The following is a 17,813-nucleotide window of genomic DNA, read 5'->3' as shown; positions in this document are numbered from 1 at the left end:
AAAATGGGCGCTGGGAGGGCAAATTATGGCGAATTGAGGCGGGGAACAGGGCGGCTGGAACCGCCCCGGATCTGACTAGAGTGCGGCCTTCGTGATAGTAACAGTCAGGTAACCAGTGTAGACAAGGTAGGCCGTCAATAGTGCGGCGCCTTCCCACCGATTGATACGTCCCTGGCCGCGGAAGCCGTAGGCGAATATAAATAAAGCAATGGTGAGGCCAATCACCATGGGCCAGTCCCTGGACAAGACTTCAGGGGGTACGCTCGACATAGGTGCAATGGTTCCGGCGATACCCACGACTGCGAGCAGGTTAAACATATTGGAGCCGACCACATTGCCGATAGCGATATCGTGCTCGCCTTTGCGTGCCGCAACTATAGTAGCGGCCAGCTCTGGCAGGGAAGTGCCGAGAGCAACGATAGTAAGACCGATAACCAGGTCGCTGACTCCGAGGGATTCAGCAATCGTAACCGCGCCCCATACCAGCATGCGGGAACTGATAATCAATAAGGCTAGGCCGGCCACCACCCAGAAAATAGCCCGGCCGAGGGGCATGGAGTGCTCCTCCAGTTCGCCAGCTACTTCGCCTTCTAATTGATCGCCCTTGTTACGCAAGGCCGAGAAAACACTCCAGCCGATGAGTGCGAAGAAGCCCATAAGCAGAATAACGGCTTCCCAGCGCTCCAGTTTGCCATTCCACAGGAATGCGCCACCTAATAAGGTAATTGCCAGCAATAGCGGCAGTTCCTTGCGTACGATTTTTGAGTGCACCGTAAGGGGAATAATGAGTGCACTCAGGCCGAGGATCAGGCCGGTATTGGCAATATTGGAACCGTAGGCATTACCCAAGGCGAGACCGGGGCTGCCGTCCAAGGCGGCAATAGCGGAAACCACCATCTCTGGTGCGGAGGTACCGAAGCCAACGATCACCATGCCGATCAATAGTGTGGGCATTCCGGCATGTTTGGCAGTGGCTGCAGCGCCTTCTACAAAGCGGTCAGCACTCCAAACCAGCACAACAAAACCGGCGATAATGGCGAGAGCGGCAAGAAGCATAGGCGATCCTCAATAGTGGGCATTCAGATTGGGGCATTGCCCGACAAACGGGTGGCGATTGTACCGGCTCTCTGCGCTACAAACAGGGTGTTACCCCGATCAACGGCGCGATAAGTGAAAATAAACGTAAATGTCCCGCCAGTCAGACGGTTCTGCTGCCAGTGTGAACTACAGTCAATGCATGGCCCGGTAAATCTGCGGGGTGACCTATGGGCAGCGCACTTTGGCGCGGCGCCTCGTTCAGCTGGTGGAGATGTCGGGTAAATCTACGCGGGTCGCACAAAGCAATGCGCGGCAGATTCCGCGATATCCATGTCACCGGCCACTCGCCGGGTATCTAGGAGGCCTATATGCAACTCAAAGCTTCAATTGGAATACTGGCCGCGGCGCTGGTGCTGACCCTGTCCGCTTGCGAACATCGCAAAAAGGAAGAGGAGATGGACAAGAAAGGGATGGCGACCATGGAGACTGGATGTTGCCAGCACGCAGAGAGCGCCTGCGCGGGTGATGTCACCAAGTCTCAATGTGACCAGATGAGCGGCAAGTTTCACAAAGACCATATGTGCCGCACTGATAATGGTAAGTGTGCCCGTAAGGAGCGCTAGTGATATCGGGTGTGGTTAGAGGCTCATAGGCTAAGGCCACACCCGAATTCCATCCGCTCAATACATTTCCCCATTATCTTTCCCTGATGGGTCATTTCCTGTCTTTTATTTAACTCTCCATCTGAACAAATCTCTGTGACTGAAATTAACCTCTTGGTAACCGCTGTAGGGTCCAATAACAGGGGCCCTTGACATTAGTTACATCTGCAACTAACTTCGTTTGCGCTTTAAATCCACAATCCGCAGCCCCCATCAAAGGCGCTGCGATGATAAGAAATGGAGGACCGCATGGCGGACTTATTTGAAAACCCGATGGGTCTTAACGGCTTCGAATTCGTAGAGTTTACTGCGCCAGAAAAAGGTATCCTTGAAACCGTATTTACTGCCATGGGCTTTGAGAAAGTCGCCCGCCACCGCTCCAAGGATGTTGAGCTATGGCGCCAGGGTGATATTAACTTTATCACTAACTACGAGCCCAACAGCCACGCCTATTACTATGCCCAGGAGCACGGCCCCTCCGCTTGTGGCCTGGCTTTCCGTGTGAAAGACGCAAAGTTCGCCTATGAAGAGGCCCTGCGTAAAGGCGCACAACCTGTACAGGTGAATACCGGCCCGATGGAGTTGCACTTACCCGCGATTAAGGGAATTGGCGGCGCTACCCTGTATTTGATCGACCGCTACGAAGATGGCGAATCCATTTACGATATCGACTTTAATTGGGAAGAGGGCGTCGATCGCCGCCCTGAAGGCTGTGGTTTCCATACCCTGGACCACCTGACCCACAACGTATATCGCGGTCGTATGGACTATTGGGCCAAGTACTACGAAGACCTGTTTAATTTCCGCGAGATCCGCTACTTCGATATCAAAGGCGAGTACACCGGCCTGCTGTCCAAGGCTATGACCGCGCCCGATGGCAAGATCCGTATCCCGCTGAACGAAGAAGCGGCCGGTGGCGGTGGCCAGATCGAAGAATTCCTGATGAAGTACAACGGTGAGGGTATCCAGCATATCGCCTTCGCCTGTGACGACTTGATTGCCTGTTGGGATCGCCTGAAAGAGCGCGGTATGGAGTTTATGACTCCGCCGCCGGACACTTACTATGAAATGCTGGAAGAGCGCCTGCCCGGCCACGGTGAGCCCACCGAAGAATTCCAAAGCCGCGGCATCCTGCTCGATGGCACTACCGAAGGCGGACAGCCGCGCCTGCTGCTGCAGATCTTCTCCGCCAATATGCTAGGCCCGGTATTTTTCGAGTTTATCCAGCGCAAGGAAGACGAAGGATTTGGAGAGGGTAACTTTAAGGCCCTGTTCGAATCTATTGAGCGCGACCAGCTCAAGCGCGGCGTCATTAAAGAAAAGGAATAAAAAACGGAGGCTTCAATGGGTATTAAGCGCATTCACCACGTGGCGTATCGCTGCAGGGACGCCAAGGAGACCGTGGAATTCTACCGCGACCTTCTCGGTATGGACTTCCAGCTGGCCATTGCCGAAAACGAGGTACCCTCAACCGGTGAGCCGGACCCTTACATGCATGTCTTTATGGATGCGGGTATGGGGAATGTGCTTGCCTTCTTCGAAATCCCCAACTCTCCAGAGATGGGGCGCGATGAAAATACCCCCAAGTGGGTGCAGCATATCGCTTTCGAAGTGGAATCCATGGAAGAGATGCTAGCGACCAAAGAAAAGCTGGAAGCGGCCGGGGTCGACGTGCTCGGCCCTACCGATCACACTATTTTCCAGTCGATCTATTTCTTTGATCCCAACGGCCACCGTATCGAGCTGGCCGCCAATACCGCCAAGCCTGGTATGCACAAGGAACTGAAGCGGGTTGCTGAGGATATGTTGGAAGAGTGGTCTCGTACGAAAAAAGCCCCAAGGCATGCCGCCTGGATGCATGGGGAAGAAGAATTTGTGGAAAAAACTGAAGGGGAGGCACAGTGAAGTTAGCCAGCCTTAAATCCGGCCGCGATGGTCAACTGGTTGTTGTCAGCGACGATCTTACCCGCATGGTGCCGGCCGGCGATATTGCCCCAACCATGCAGAGTGCGTTGGACAACTGGGCATCAGTCAGTGGTGAGCTGGAGAAACTGCACGAGCGCCTGCAAAACGGTGAGATCCAGGGGGAGACTTTTGATCAAGCCCTGTGCGCTTCACCTCTACCACGCGCTTATCATTGGGCCGATGGCAGCGCTTACGTGAATCATGTTGAGCTGGTGCGTAAAGCCCGCGGTGCAGAGGTACCGGAGAGCTTTTACAGTGATCCGCTCATGTATCAGGGCGGTTCCGATACCTTCCTGGCTCCGCGCGAGCCGGTGAAGATGCCGCAAAGCAATGGCTTTGGCATCGACTTCGAAGCAGAAATAGCCGTGATTACCGACGATGTGCCTATGGGGGTGTCCGCCGAGGATGCGCTGTCCCACATCAAACTGATAATGCTAGTGAACGATGTTTCCCTGCGTGGTTTGATTCCTGCGGAATTGGCTAAGGGGTTTGGCTTCTACCAATCCAAACCCTCCAGTGCTTTCTCACCGGTATGCGTGACTCCAGAGCAGCTGGGTGAAAACTGGCGTGAAGGCAAACTGCACTTGCCACTGGTTTCCCACCTGAATGGCGAGAAGTTTGGTGAGCCCAATGCCGGAGTGGATATGACGTTCCACTTTGGCCAGCTGGTTGCCCATGCAGCCAGAACCCGCCCACTTTGTGCGGGCACCATTATTGGTTCCGGTACTGTATCCAATAAGTTGGATGGTGGCCCTGGTAAGCCTGTCGCAGAGGGTGGAGTCGGCTACAGCTGCATTGCAGAGATCCGTATGATTGAGACCATCCAGAATGGCTCAGCGAGCACGCCGTTTATGGACTTTGGCAATAGCATTGCTATCGAAATGCTCGATGATAAAGGCCAGTCAATTTTTGGTCGTATTGAGCAGACAGTGGAGAAGGTTTAATACCATTTTTTTGCGACGGCTTATACCATAGAAAGGGGTACCCGATGGGGCCCCTTTTTTATTATTTATATTCCAAGTTGGCGCATGGAAAGTAATGGCATTTGCCGCCGTATATTGGTCAGCTTTTCAGCTTCCAACGTGGCAGTGATGACTGCTTCACCCTCGCCGGCTCCGGCCAGGATTTCACCCCAGGGATCGATAATCGCTGAATGTCCCCAGGTACGTCTTTTCTCCGAGTGGATCCCCCCCTGATTGGCTGCAATTACAAAGCAGCCGTTCTCAATCGCACGGGCTTGCAGCAGGGTCATCCAGTGTGCCCGCCCTGTGGTGTGGGTAAATGCTGCTGGCACCAAAAAAATCTCAGCACCGGCTATGGCCAGCTGGCGGTAGAGTTCGGGAAAGCGCAAATCAAAACAGATACTGAGCCCCAGGGCACCCCAGGGCGATGTCGTCACACAGGGCTCGTTGCCGGGTTCAATACTGGCGGATTCACGATAGCTGCCGGTAGCGTCCTCAACTTCCACATCAAATAAATGTATTTTGTCATAGCGAGCCATTAAAGTGCCTTGATCGCCGAATAGCAGGCACGCTGAGCGGCTGCGCTTTCCCTCGGTAGGGCTACCGTCGGCTCGCTCCAGTAAGGGTATCGAGCCTGCGACCAGCCAGATACCCAGCTCCTCTGCCCAACTCGCAAGCGCGTGTTGAATGGGTTGTCTATCTGTATTGGTTTTACCAGAAATGCAAAATGGTTCGGCCACGGAAAAACTACCTTTATCCGAAAAATGTGCAAAGTTTTCCGGTAGCAGTATTAGTTTCGCGCCTCGTTCGGCGGCTTCCTTAAGCAGCTTGTAGGCCTGTGAAAGATTCTCTGTAACGCTTTCGCCGCTTACCATTTGCACCGCTGCGACACAAAGATTTTTCACTGGGGATCTCCTTTTTCTCCAATAGTTTTACGGAGTATGATAAAGCTGGAACCTTACGGGATAAATCTCAAGTACGCTTAAGTGTGCCAACTGTGGGCAGGTTGAGTATTCAATACTTGATAGTGATATTTTTCTCATTGTTAGCCCCGCTTGTCTAAATGTGTTTGTTGATGATTCCTTATTGGTTTAGCAATCTCTTATTAGCGTAGACCCAAATTTTCATAAAAATAATTTTCTGTAGATTTACAAAAAAAATTCTATAGAGATTTGTGTTACATGTTATTCATAGTTTTATATCAAATAAAAGAACTATAGATTCTTAGAGGGCATGGTAATTCCGAAGGAATATCTGATCAGTTAAATTTCTTTATTGAGTGGCTTTAGAGGTTAGCTACCTTTTTATATTGGGTAATAGAAAAACTCATCTTTAATCAACGAAATTTGGTCAGTGTCTCTCAATAATCCCCTTCAAATAACTGTTTATGCGGCGTGAAAAAATAGTGCCAGAGTCGATTTAAAAAGCTTTTTTATTCCCTGTTGAAGTTGAAAAATTTCTGCTTCAATATGATTTAACTTGTTGAATTGGTTGATTTTTTGTGGAGTTGTCAAAGCGGATGGCTCTGAATGCCCAATAGATTAGTCGAATTTAATCAGCTAAATATTGATAATTTTCACTATAAAATTGACCATAAGTTATGGAGAGAAAACATGCCAATGTTAACAGGTAGACGAGGCGAGCTGACTCGTTCAAAACAAGATGTTATTAATGCTGGAGGGTTGGTTCCTAAATTAGGTTTAAATGCCCATAAGGGCGGCTTCAAAGGATTTCTCGATTGTAAAAAAAAGGTCAATGGCGTAATGGGCTGCCAATGTCCAAATATGGATGAAAAATGGCTTTATTACAGGGGCGTGGCTATGATGCGTGGCTTTGCCTTAGATCCGGGGTTACTTACCGTTCATGTAAAAGCTAATACTGCTGGTCTTCTTTCGTGGGCTGGACCTGGTAATGAGTGCTATGCCGGTCAGCAAACTCGATATACCTCACCTGACATGGCTGTATTTGGCTGGGAAGATGGCAAAGAAGCGTTGAAAGAGGTTTATAGAAGGCTCGAGATACCCAGTGCACCAACTAAGACTGCTTTCGATCTTTTTAGGCAACATCAAGTAAAGTTTGCCATGAGCCCTGACATGAAAGTTTTAGCAATGATCGTGAAGAATGGAGTCGAATATAGCTATTTTACACCAATCAAAACAAAAGACATTGAATTTGGTGGCATATATGATGGTGGCCTTCAGCCAAAAGAAGATCCGATACTTAAAATACTGAGAATTAGAAGAATACCGAAAGATTCGTCTCAATATCAAGAAGCTCTTAGGAAAATTGAGCGGGACAAAGCGATTGAATCTAAGCCATTTTTAGACATTGTGACAAAAGCACAACCAGTCAATTTAAAATGGTACCCAGTTAATTTTAGGCTTCCTCAGCCATATAGTGGCCTTGGTGTGGGGAGAAAGGAAAAAATAGGATTGTAATAATTCAAATATGCAACTAAGCCCATGTCAATTTGAATGTTGTGTTCAGGTAGGAGACTTCCGCAACTATCACTAAGTGCGTTGGTTATTGTGGAAATGCAGGGTTTACTCAGTCTTCTGGTATCAGCTCATGTACTTCATGTTCCTGAAGGGTAGCTCTGCTATTAGATCTTACAAGAGCGAGGGACTAGCTGCGTATATTGTGGGGCCGTAGGCATAACGGTTCCCACAATGATTTCACTTTGCACCTTTTCATGTAATCAACTTTCCATAAATCACAACCTTTCTTGGTTCATGGGGCATAGAAAGCAATCTCGCAGAGGGCAACCCATGTTAAGGTTGGTCGATCTAATTCTGATAACTAAAAACCGAGCGATTTAATGGAGAGCAGCGTGAAATCCGGCAAGGCCCTGGCAAAACACATTAAGCGGGTATCTGGTGTTATCTTGGCTACTTGTGTACTAACCCCCGTATCTTGGTCCCTAACAGCAACAGAACAGCTCCAGGGTGTGATTGAAGACCACTGGCAATACAGTCTGCGTGAGGACCCGATTACTGCGGGTCGTATGGGTGTGTCGGACTATAATCGCCAATTGCCGGGGGTGGCTGCCGAGGACAGGGCGCGTCGACTCAAAGCCGAAGAGGAATTGCTCCGGCGTCTGCAAGCGGTGGACACCAATGAATTGAACGATTCGGATAGGGTTAATCGCGAGTTACTCGCCTGGGTTTTGGAAAACTCTATTGAAGCCAATGAATTGTTCCTGGAGCGGGTGCCCCTCAATACTTTTTACAGTTTTTATAGCGCTGCCCTGGATGCCAATAGTGGTTTGGCGATGACCCGTGTTGGCGATTATGAGGACTATATCGCCCGCATCCGGGACTTTGGCCGGTATTTCGATGAGAATATTGCCAATATGCGTGAAGGAGTTCGCACAGGTTTTGTCTTGCCCAAAATAGTGGTGCAGGGCATAGCCCCCACCGTGCGAGCTCAAGTTTATAAGGATCCCACTAAGAGCAGCTTGTACAAACCTTTTGTTGAGATGCCTATATCAATTCCCCCTGCAGAGCAGCAACGTCTGCGTGAAACTGGAAAAGCGGCAATTGAACAGGTAGCTATTCCAGCCTTTGCTCGGGTGGCAAACTTCCTTGAGGGAGATTATCTCAAAGCTGCCAGCGAAACTATCGGTGCCGAGAAAATGCGCGGAGGTAGTGACTATTATCGCCACAATATCCGTAACTATGTGACTCTGGATATGGACCCGTCAGAGATCCATCGAACCGGCCTTGCTGAAGTCAAGCGTATCCGTGCAGAGATGGAGGAGCTGATTAAGGAGTCCGGCTTTAAAGGGACTTTTGAAGAGTTTACCCATTTCCTGCGCACCGATCCGCAATTCTATGCTCAGACTCCGGAAGAGTTACTTAAAGAGACTGCCTATATCTCCAAGCGCATCGATTACCTGCTGCCAGAGTTCTTTAACCTGCTGCCACGCACTCCTTACGGAGTGGTTCCGGTACCTAGCGAGATCGCGCCCAACTACACCACGGCTTCCTATAATCCTGCCGCTATTGGTGGTACCCGCGGTGGAGCTTACTGGTTGAATACTTACGGCTTGGATCAGCGCCCTCTGTACGAGTTACCCGCTTTGACCCTGCATGAGGCGGTGCCTGGCCACCATCTGCAGAATGCCCTGTCCCAGGAGCTTGAAAATGTGCCGGACTTTCGACGGAATCTTTATTTGAGTGCTTTTGGGGAGGGTTGGGCACTTTACTCCGAGCGTCTCGGCAAAGAAATGGGCCTGTACACTACGCCTTATGAGCATTTTGGGCGTCTCAGCTATGAAATGTGGCGTGCGGCACGCCTGGTAATTGATACCGGCATCCACTCCCAGGGCTGGACCCGTCAGCAAGCGCTCGATTTTCTATCCAGCAATACTTCACTTTCTCCCGCGAATGTGCGTGCAGAAGTGGATCGTTATATTTCCTGGCCGGGCCAAGCCCTCTCTTACAAAATGGGAGAAATTAAGATCCGCCAGCTGCGTGCGCAGGCGGAAAAAGAGCTTGGTGATCGGTTTGACTTACGTGTCTTCCACGATGCGCTGTTAAAAAATGGAGCCTTACCTCTCTCCATGTTGGAAGAGCAGATGCAAGGTTTTATAGAGGAGCAGAAATCTTCTTAAAATATCGTTTTGCAATCCCGCTCTCAATTGCTAAAGCGGGATTGCAAATGAGAAAACAGATGCGCTTCTGGCTAATTTCCTATTCACGCTAATAGTTCACATAAAGTCTATCCACCCCATGGAGTGGGCGTACTTTATTAGCATCCCGCTACACATAAGAACGACTACTCCTCTCAGGTAGGTAGGATTAATTTTAAATAGGCAGTGTGACCCTATCCACGCACCTATGATTTGTCCAATCATCATTAGGATGCCTACTATCCACGCAATATGTCCGGCAAGTAAAAATATAATTAAAGAGGCTAAATTGGTGGAGAAGTTTAGAGGTTTTGCCATCGCAGTAGATGTCAATATATCTTGTCCCCGGCAAGCTATACCTGACAGGGTGAAAAATGACCCTGTTCCAGGTCCGAACATGCCATCGTAGTACCCAATCAATGGAATTACCCCATATTTATATTTTCTGCTGGATAATTTTGGCTCCTCATTATTCTGAGTCAATGACGGGGAAATTAGGAAATAAACGGCAATAAATAAAAGCACTACAGGAATTATATATGACAAGATGTCAGTGTTAATAAATTGTACTGCTATTGTTCCAATAGCCGCACCAATAAAAGCCGGTAGCATTAAGCTCTTAATCCCACTCCAGCTTATTTTACTGCTCTTAATCATCATATAAGTTGCAGTTGCTGTACCGATACTGCCTTGCAATTTATTGGTGCCTAGGGCGGTTAAGGGCGGTACACCACTCAGAATTAAGGCCGGTACTGTTATCAGGCCGCCACCACCTGCCAATGTATCGAGTAGGCCGGCTATTACGGCAATAAAAAACAAAATAGACAATAATTCAATAGAGAAGCTTGCGAACTCCAAGAGAATACCTCCTATCGCATGTTGCTAAGGCTTAACTTTCAATAACCTTCTTTATTTTTCTTCCACCATGTTAGGAAATTTTCCCCAATGGAATGCTGTGGTAGGGAATGGGAATCTTTTTCTATCCCCTGTTCCTTTTCCATTTCAGTGACCTTTTTATTCGCCGTGCTAAACCAAACCTTGGGGTCTTTTATTCCCTGCTGTAGAGCATCGCCATAGAGTGCAGAACTGAACCAGGTGCGCTGGGAGTCGTCGCTGCAACCAAAAGAGGTTCTGTTATCGGCAGCGGAGGTAAATACGATACGATTTGGGGTGCTCAAAGGCTCAATCCACTGGCCGGAATAGCAGGCTGAAATTACTATCCACTGGTATCTTGCATTAAGGTTATCCAGCCATTTTTTTCCGTCTGCCACAGAGAGATCCTTTAGTGGCATTTTACCCTCAGCAATTGTTAAGTCGCCATTGCGTGCACCGTGGCTGACAAGGTGCACTAGCAGTAGGTCTTCCTGTGGGTCCAGTAACTGATCCAGGGCATTGAGACTTTCTTGGATACTGGTGCGGGTGGCGAGAGGAAAACTGTAGCCGCCACCGTTACTGAGGCGTAGTACACGCTCATCAATACCAAAGGCCTTATCAAGGCGTTCTGACACCCAATCCAATTCTCTGGCAAATACCGGAGAGGTGCCATCTCCGCCTACTAACAGCGTGTACACATCGCGTACACCAGGCCTCTGCGGTGCCAGTGCATCAATAGCGCTTTGTAAGCGATCACTCTCGCTGTAAAGGCGTGTTTCCGCCTCGGCTGCAGGAATTTCTTGTTGTGTACGCCAGGCCGCCTCACTGGGAAAATAGGTGCCCTTAGCAAAATAGCCGGACTCTTCAATAATATTTCCCTCGCCATCAATGCTCACACGCAGGCCTTCTCCATCCGCCTCTCCGTAGCGAAAGTTGGCGCGAATAGTGGTCCCATCAGGTTGGGTCAATTCACCAGCGCCAGAGTAAAAGCCGTATTCGAAGTCGCCTTTGTATCTGTAGCCTTCGTTATCTGAGTAATCTCCGCGTAGAAACATTCCCTGCTCGAAAGTGCCTTTATATTGACTGCCATCTTCAGTGGTCAGCTCACCTTCACCGTGTGGACCGTAATCCAGAAACTCACCACTATAAGTTTCTCTGCCATCCCATTTTGCTGTGCCTCTTTGCAACTCCCCATCATTGAAATGACCCGACCATTCATTTTCACCACAGGTATAGCGGCCTTTGCCATGTGGTTCTCCATTGAGGAATTCACCCTCATAAGTACAGCCATCTGTTTTGGTAAGTAATCCCTGGCCGCTAATGCGACCATTGTGAAATTCCCCGCGATAGTGATTACCATCGGGCCATTGCAACTGGCCCTGACCATGGAAAAGGCCATCTTGTAAGTCACCTTTGTATACAGAACCATCTGGCAGCGCGGTGCCGCCTGCAAACTGTGTTGGCTCGCAGGCACTGAGAAGAAGAAAAAGAGGGGTTAAGTAGGCGTATCTCATTCCATGGTCCATCATTGATGCTCTGGAGTGAGATTAACAAAATGGTGCCAACAGGGCTCTAGGCTTTATTCAGCTGCTCGAACTTAAGCCCGTATTTTTCCAGCAGCTGGCGTACCCGGTGGGAATCGTTGTTGGATTTTTTAGCTGTGCGGCTTATCTGAAAAAGCCGGCGCCCGGCTTCCGCCATGGAGCTGGATTCCTCACAGACTTGGATCAGTCCTGCCAGTTTGATCTGCTCGTAGTAATCCATCTGTTCAATATTGCCGGGGCCCAGTAGCGCTTCAATACGTGCAATGGGTAGCGATGACTCATTGGTAGAGGCTTGCCACTTTAAGCACAGTCGCTGGATTTCCTCTTCCACCACTTCAGTGGTAATACGCCCACCATCGGCGAGAGTGCCCATGCGCAGGATACTGGCGTTAAGGTCGCGAAAGTTAGCGGACCAGCTGGCCTCTCCTGAATGGCCAAAGTTGAGATACCTCTCCCGTGCCGCTTTATTGAAGCTCACCAAATGGCCAGACTTTCTGGAAAAAGCCTCCAGCTCAAAGTCGATATTGGGTTCCAGGTCTTCAATACGTTCACGCAGGGAGGGCAGGCGGTAAGTCCACAGGTCAATTCGGGCAAGCAGGTCCGCACGAAACTTACCTTCGCGGCTGTGCTGGACAAGATCCCGGTTAGTACCGGCGATCAGCTGGAAGTGACTGCTCACCTCTTTGTCTGAGCCAAAGGGCATAAAACGTTTGTGTTCTATAGCGCGTAACAGCATGGCTTGCTCGTCCAGTCCCAGCTCGCCGATCTCGTCCAGAAAAAGTAGGCCCTTATCAGCTTCCATCAACAGCCCGGGACGATGTGCGGTGGCACCGGTAAAGGCGCCTTTGCGGTGGCCGAACAGAGCGGACATGGCATTTTCGCCGCGCAGAGTGGCGCAGTTTACTGCTACCAACCCGCCTTCCAGCTTACCGCGCTGTTTGCGCAGCTCATAAACACGCTGGGCCAGTTGTGATTTACCCGCCCCCGTAGGGCCGGTTATTAATATTGGGGCGTCAGAGCGGATAGAGACCTGCTCCAGCTGCTCGATCATCTGGTTAAAAGCGAGATTATTAGTTTCAATGCCACCTTTCAGGTAGGTGGTGCCCTCTTGGTGTTCCCTCTGGAATCGCGAGGCAATCTGATCGTATTTGGAAAGATCCAAATCGATAATTTGGTACTCGCCCGGCAAACCACTGTGCTTGCGTGCCGGGGATGTTTGTAGCAGGCGCCCGGGGAAATACCCCGCTTCTGTTAATAGATATAGGCAGATCTGGGCCACATGGGTGCCCGTGGTGATATGTACCAGGTACTGCTCATCATCCGGCTTGAAGCTATAGGCGCGGGCGAAATCCAGCAGGTTGCTGTATACGCTCTCGAAATCCCAAGGGTCGTTAAAGTTCACCCGGTGGTGGACCACTTCAGTCTCTGGAGAGACCCGTGCAATATCTTCGGTTACCTGGTCTGCCAGGTTCTTTGAGTGATTGTCGAACAGAAGTTCCAGACGGTCGATAAGCAGGTCTTCGTGCTGGCACATGGATATGTTTGGGCGCCATTTGTCCCAGCGCTTGTCACCTTTGCCGCGCCGATCTTTGCTGGTACCGAGAATACTGATAGCAATTGTCTTCATGCTATCTAAAATATTATTTTAATATCAAAAAAGATAGAAATTTATGGCTTTCTTATTTCAAAAAAACTCTCAAGAGTTTTGGTATTAAAAATAAATTCCATAAAAAACAACAAGTTATAAAAAATTTCCAACTTTGATAAAAAGTTGGCACTCAATTCGCTATATCAATAGAAAAATGAAGCGTAAGAACATCGAGCGCGGTTTCAAAAGGAGTTAAAGATGAAACCAATGCCATATGAAGTGATGCAGGCAGGTGGGGTGCCGATTAAGTCTTGGACCCTGGGAGTGCCCTTTGAGGATGAAGCCAAGGCGCAGCTCAAAAATATTTCTCAGATGCCCTTTATCCACAAATGGGTGGCAGCGATGCCCGATGTACACCTGGGCAAAGGCGCCACGATTGGCAGTGTGGTACCTACCCTGGGGGCGGTAATTCCCGCAGCTGTGGGTGTGGATATCGGCTGCGGCATGATGGCGGTGCGAACCAGCCTTACAGCGGCGCAACTTCCGGATAACCTGGCAGGGGTGCGCAGCGCTATTGAACGCGCAGTGCCCCATGGCCGTACGGGCCGGCACCGGGGCAGGGGGAGGGATAAAGGTGCCTGGGAGAATCCGCCGGATGATGCACTTGCCGGTTGGGCGCCATTGGCAGCGCAGTTTGAGTTGCTTAAAGAAAAGCACCCTGTATTAAAAAATACTAATAACATCAACCACTTGGGAACATTGGGCACCGGCAACCACTTTATTGAGATGTGCCTGGATGAGCACGGTAGCGTATGGCTGATGCTGCATAGCGGTTCCCGTGGTGTGGGTAACCGTATTGGTACCTACTTTATCGAGAAAGCCAAGCGGGACATGGAGCGTTGGCATATCCATCTGCCGGATAGTGACTTAGCATATTTCCCAGAAGGCACAGAGCATTTCGATGACTATGTACTAGCGGTGGAATGGGCACAGGAGTTTGCTCGTATCAATCGTGAAGTAATGATGACGCGTACTATCGGTGCGGTGAAGCAGGCTCTGGGCATGGATTTCGAAGCGCGCATGGAGGCAGTGAATTGCCATCACAATTATGTTTCCCGAGAGCACCACTACGGCAAGGATGTGCTGGTGACGCGCAAGGGGGCTGTAAGAGCTCGTGTTGATGAAATGGGCATTATTCCCGGGAGTATGGGGGCCAAATCTTTTATTGTGCGGGGGCTGGGTAATGAGGAAAGCTTCTGCAGTTGTAGCCATGGTGCTGGGCGAGTGATGTCGCGTACCAAGGCAAAAAAACTGGTGTCCCTGGAGGAGCACCGCGCGGCTACCATCGACGTAGAGTGCCGTAAAGACGAAGGTGTGATCGACGAAACCCCATCGGCCTACAAACCTATTGAGAAGGTTATGGCAGCACAAAAAGACCTGGTGGAAATCGTTTACACCCTCAAGCAGGTAGTCTGCGTCAAAGGATAATCGGTGTCGGTCAGGGATAAGGCCTTCAGTATGTAAAGAATGCCGGAGATAGTGCCCAACGGGCCGGTTCTCCGCAAACAAGTTTGAGTGTTTTTGTTCCAGTCAGCGGAGCCGGTTCTGTATGCCGGCCTGGCACCACCGCCGCTGGCGGCAGGTGTACCCTCTGGGCCAATCCTCAAACGCTAACTTTGTAGCTCAATTGGTAGAGCAACCGTTTTGTCGGTTGGTTACGGGTTCAATTCCCGTCAAAGTCACGTCGCCTGGAAAGCGATCTTAAGGGAAGGCGAGAGCCTGGGGTTCGAATCCCCGCAAAGAAGCCCTCTTTGTTGAAATCTATCCGGGGCCCATTGTGCCTTATGGTTTCGGCAATTCGGTATTATACCAATTGCCAAACAAAAAGGTACTTCGGTGACAGTGTCGCCTTTCGTGGGTTTGCACTGTGCGAGCGGATTACAGGTTATGCATTGACTCTATTTTGACCAGGGATGTTGGCTGTATTTCCCAGGAGAGGAGAAAGAAAAAGTCTGCAAAACCGCTGTATTTTGCTCCTACTTTGTACAAGCGCTGGGCCACCCTGGGATCGGGTGGGCCCCACCCAAAAGGAATAAAAGATAAGAGATCGGAGAAATGAAGTCTCTCTTTAAAATATGGAAGATTGTGGATGTGGCTGATAACGAGCGTGCATTGCTGTTTCGCCGCAGTCGATTTGAAAGGGTATTGCCTCCTGGACGTCACCGTATCTGGCTGCTTTCCGGTGATGTGCGGGTGGAGACCTATGATATTACCGAAGTGGTTTTTGATGCGATTAAAGCAAAATTCCTTCTGAATACTTATGGACAAATATTGGGTGAATATTTGCAGTCCTATGAGTTATCTGATCATCAGGTAGGCCTTTTTTACCAGGATGGTCACCTGGTGGATATCCTTCCTCCTGGTACTTATCGCGCTGTGTGGAAGGGTAGTGAAACCGTGCGTGTAGGTATTGTAGATATTTCAAAGGAGTATTCCATTGATGACAATATATTGGGATTGCTTGGTCGTGGGGTGAAGGTCGGACAAATGCGTATTGCCGCTCAGGCGGTTAGCTACAACGAAATTCCCGATGAGCACGTAGGCCTTCTGGTTGTTAATGGCAAACTGGAAAAAACCCTGCAGCCCGGTCGTTATGGATTCTGGAAGTACAATCGCTCCATCGTGGTGAAATTGATGGACATGCGCTTGCAAACTATTGAAGTGAGTGGCCAGGAAATTCTTACCAAGGACCGGGTAAGTTTGCGTATAAACCTGAGCGGTAGTTTCAAGATTACTGATCCAAAGCGGGTAGCATTAAAACTCAGTGACTACAAAAGCTATATTTATCGTGAATTGCAACTATATCTGCGTGAAGCAGTGGGTACCCAGACTCTGGATAGCTTGTTGGCGGATAAGGATCGGCTGAATATTGTTATTGCTACGGGCATTCGTAAAAAAATAGCGGAGTACGGTATCGAGATCGTCAGTGTCGGTGTGAAAGACATTATTTTACCAGGCGATATGAAAATGATTCTAAATCAGGTAGTGGAAGCACAAAAAGAATCTGAAGCGAATTTAATAAAACGCCGGGAAGAGACCCAGGCCATGCGTTCCATGCATAACACCGCCAAGATGATGGATAACAATCCTGTGTTACTGCGGTTAAAAGAATTAGAGTCGCTGGAAAAGGTCAGTAATCGTATCGATAAAATTTCAGTATACGGCGGTCTTGAGGGTGTGCTTAATGATTTAGTGAAGCTGCGCCCAACTGCTTGAATAAAATAAAGACATCGAAACCGTTTAGTTGTATTTAAGGGAATTATTAGTGATTGAGATTGATGGCGCCCAGGGGGAGGGTGGCGGCCAGATTTTACGGACTTCCCTCACTTTGTCCATGTGCCAGGGAATACCGATTCGTATTAAAAATATTCGAGCAGGCCGCAATAAGCCTGGACTATTACGCCAACATCTCACTTGCTTACGCGCTGCCAAAGCTATTAGTGATGCTGATGTTAGCGGTGAGCAGCTGGGGGCTACGGAAGTTACTTTTATTCCGGGAAAAGTACGATCTGGCGAGTATCATTTTTCCATCGGCTCGGCCGGTAGTACCAGCTTGGTATTGCAAACGGTGTTGCTGCCTCTTTTATTTGCTGATGGTATTAGTGAGCTGCACTTGGAAGGGGGTACCCACAATAAAAAGGCCCCAAGCTTTGATTTTATAGCTCAGGTTTATTTGCCTCTATTAGCGCGTATGGGCGCGGGAGTGGAGGTGGAGCTAACGGATTATGGTTTTTATCCAGCTGGTGGCGGTGCCTGGCGTGCGCGTATCCACCCCCTCTCCAATTTATCAAAACTGGAACTGACTGAAAGAGGAGAGCTGCTGGAGCGCAAAGCTGTAGCCATATCCGCGAATATACCGGCTCATATTGGCTTGCGTGAACTGGCGCAGGTGAGTAAGCAATGTGAGTGGCCGGCTGAGTATTTGCAGCGAAAACAGGTGCGTTCCCAAGGGCCCGGTAATTTGCTGTCGCTGCGGTTGCAATCTGAACAGGTAACTGAAATCTTCGATTCCATGGGCGAGCAGGGCGTAAGTTCAGAGCGGGTTGCCCAGCGTGCGATTCGGCAGATGCAGCGTTATCTGAATTCTGGTGCGCCGGTAGGTGAATATCTGGCCGATCAACTGTTATTGCCTATGGCTTTGGGCAATGGTGGTCGCTTTTGTACATTGAAGCCCAGCCAGCATTTATTGACCAATATTCAGGTGATCCGAGAAATTATAGGTACGGACGTTCGGCTGGAAAAATTTGGTGCAGATAAATGGGAAGTACTTGTTGTTTAGAAGTAAAGAAGCTTGATACTTAGAAATTACAAAAGTGTACCTTTAAAAAGTATTCAGGCCATTGATATTCTGCTCGTTTAGAATCGTCTATTTGTATATTATCTAGAAACAAGATATCACATTTATAATGTGGCACACCTCATGGAGTCCCTTGTAATCACTCGTCTTAGCTCTTGAGTGTATTCAAGCATGAGAGCTTATTTTATTTC

The 17,813-nt window shown here is 49.3% G+C and carries 14 protein-coding genes; 9 read left to right on the top strand and 5 right to left on the bottom strand.

The window, feature by feature from the left end:
* Window positions 1-75 precede the first annotated feature (75 nt).
* Complete coding sequence (locus ACJJIP_RS20225; RefSeq protein WP_020413780.1) at window positions 76-1,056, bottom strand: calcium/sodium antiporter; 981 nt, start codon at window positions 1,054-1,056, stop codon at window positions 76-78.
* 350 nt (window positions 1,057-1,406) lie between these two features.
* On the opposite strand from ACJJIP_RS20225, the gene ACJJIP_RS20220 reads away from it, so the two are divergent.
* The 4 genes from ACJJIP_RS20220 to ACJJIP_RS20205 all read left to right on the top strand — a co-directional run bounded on the left by ACJJIP_RS20220 (window position 1,407) and on the right by ACJJIP_RS20205 (window position 4,609).
* Window positions 1,407-1,661, top strand: a complete 255-nt coding sequence (locus ACJJIP_RS20220; protein WP_282951980.1) for a hypothetical protein — start codon at window positions 1,407-1,409, stop codon at window positions 1,659-1,661.
* A gap of 288 nt (window positions 1,662-1,949) precedes the next feature.
* Window positions 1,950-3,029: a 4-hydroxyphenylpyruvate dioxygenase gene (gene hppD, locus ACJJIP_RS20215; RefSeq protein ID WP_020413778.1), complete on the top strand. Its 1,080-nt coding sequence runs from the start codon at window positions 1,950-1,952 to the stop codon at window positions 3,027-3,029.
* Window positions 3,030-3,044: 15 nt separating this feature from the next.
* Complete coding sequence (locus ACJJIP_RS20210; protein ID WP_020413777.1) at window positions 3,045-3,605, top strand: VOC family protein; 561 nt, start codon at window positions 3,045-3,047, stop codon at window positions 3,603-3,605.
* Window positions 3,602-4,609 carry a fumarylacetoacetate hydrolase family protein gene (locus tag ACJJIP_RS20205; RefSeq protein ID WP_020413776.1) on the top strand — a complete coding sequence of 336 codons (1,008 nt, stop codon included), beginning with the start codon at window positions 3,602-3,604 and terminating at the stop codon, window positions 4,607-4,609. The genes ACJJIP_RS20210 and ACJJIP_RS20205 overlap by 4 nt, the downstream gene beginning before the upstream one ends.
* Before the next feature lie 65 nt (window positions 4,610-4,674).
* Here the strand turns inward: ACJJIP_RS20205 and ACJJIP_RS20200 are convergent, their stop codons facing one another.
* Complete coding sequence (locus tag ACJJIP_RS20200; RefSeq protein ID WP_444945879.1) at window positions 4,675-5,532, bottom strand: carbon-nitrogen hydrolase family protein; 858 nt, start codon at window positions 5,530-5,532, stop codon at window positions 4,675-4,677.
* 624 nt (window positions 5,533-6,156) lie between these two features.
* Between ACJJIP_RS20200 and ACJJIP_RS20195 the strand changes: the two genes are divergently transcribed.
* Together ACJJIP_RS20195 and ACJJIP_RS20190 are read left to right on the top strand one after the other, a co-directional pair.
* Window positions 6,157-7,065, top strand: coding sequence for a hypothetical protein (locus ACJJIP_RS20195; RefSeq protein ID WP_020413774.1), 909 nt, complete (start codon window positions 6,157-6,159; stop codon window positions 7,063-7,065).
* Between the two features lie 392 nt (window positions 7,066-7,457).
* Window positions 7,458-9,242 carry a DUF885 domain-containing protein gene (locus ACJJIP_RS20190; RefSeq protein WP_444945878.1) on the top strand — a complete coding sequence of 595 codons (1,785 nt, stop codon included), beginning with the start codon at window positions 7,458-7,460 and terminating at the stop codon, window positions 9,240-9,242.
* Window positions 9,243-9,338: 96 nt separating this feature from the next.
* Here ACJJIP_RS20190 and ACJJIP_RS20185 read toward each other — a convergent pair whose 3' ends face one another.
* Genes ACJJIP_RS20185 through rtcR form a run of 3 tightly spaced genes read right to left on the bottom strand, consistent with a single transcriptional unit; the run spans window position 9,339 to window position 13,304 of the window.
* Window positions 9,339-10,118 carry a TSUP family transporter gene (locus ACJJIP_RS20185; RefSeq protein WP_282951974.1) on the bottom strand — a complete coding sequence of 260 codons (780 nt, stop codon included), beginning with the start codon at window positions 10,116-10,118 and terminating at the stop codon, window positions 9,339-9,341.
* 38 nt (window positions 10,119-10,156) lie between these two features.
* The gene (locus ACJJIP_RS20180; RefSeq protein ID WP_444945877.1) at window positions 10,157-11,647 is read right to left on the bottom strand and encodes a C13 family peptidase; all 1,491 of its coding nucleotides are present in this window, start codon (window positions 11,645-11,647) and stop codon (window positions 10,157-10,159) included.
* A gap of 58 nt (window positions 11,648-11,705) precedes the next feature.
* A complete protein-coding gene (gene rtcR / locus ACJJIP_RS20175; protein WP_020413770.1) occupies window positions 11,706-13,304 on the bottom strand; it encodes an RNA repair transcriptional activator RtcR in 1,599 nt (532 codons plus the stop codon).
* 219 nt (window positions 13,305-13,523) lie between these two features.
* Between rtcR and ACJJIP_RS20170 the strand changes: the two genes are divergently transcribed.
* From ACJJIP_RS20170 to rtcA, 3 genes are all read left to right on the top strand, one after another.
* Window positions 13,524-14,753, top strand: a complete 1,230-nt coding sequence (locus ACJJIP_RS20170) for an RtcB family protein (protein ID WP_020413769.1) — start codon at window positions 13,524-13,526, stop codon at window positions 14,751-14,753.
* Between the two features lie 627 nt (window positions 14,754-15,380).
* Complete coding sequence (locus ACJJIP_RS20165) at window positions 15,381-16,541, top strand: slipin family protein (RefSeq protein WP_282951971.1); 1,161 nt, start codon at window positions 15,381-15,383, stop codon at window positions 16,539-16,541.
* 49 nt (window positions 16,542-16,590) lie between these two features.
* Complete coding sequence (rtcA, locus tag ACJJIP_RS20160) at window positions 16,591-17,604, top strand: RNA 3'-terminal phosphate cyclase (protein ID WP_444945876.1); 1,014 nt, start codon at window positions 16,591-16,593, stop codon at window positions 17,602-17,604.
* Window positions 17,605-17,813 lie beyond the last annotated feature (209 nt).

This window comes from Microbulbifer variabilis, assembly GCF_052467165.1.
This window is presented reverse-complemented; position numbering and strand designations above follow the sequence as displayed.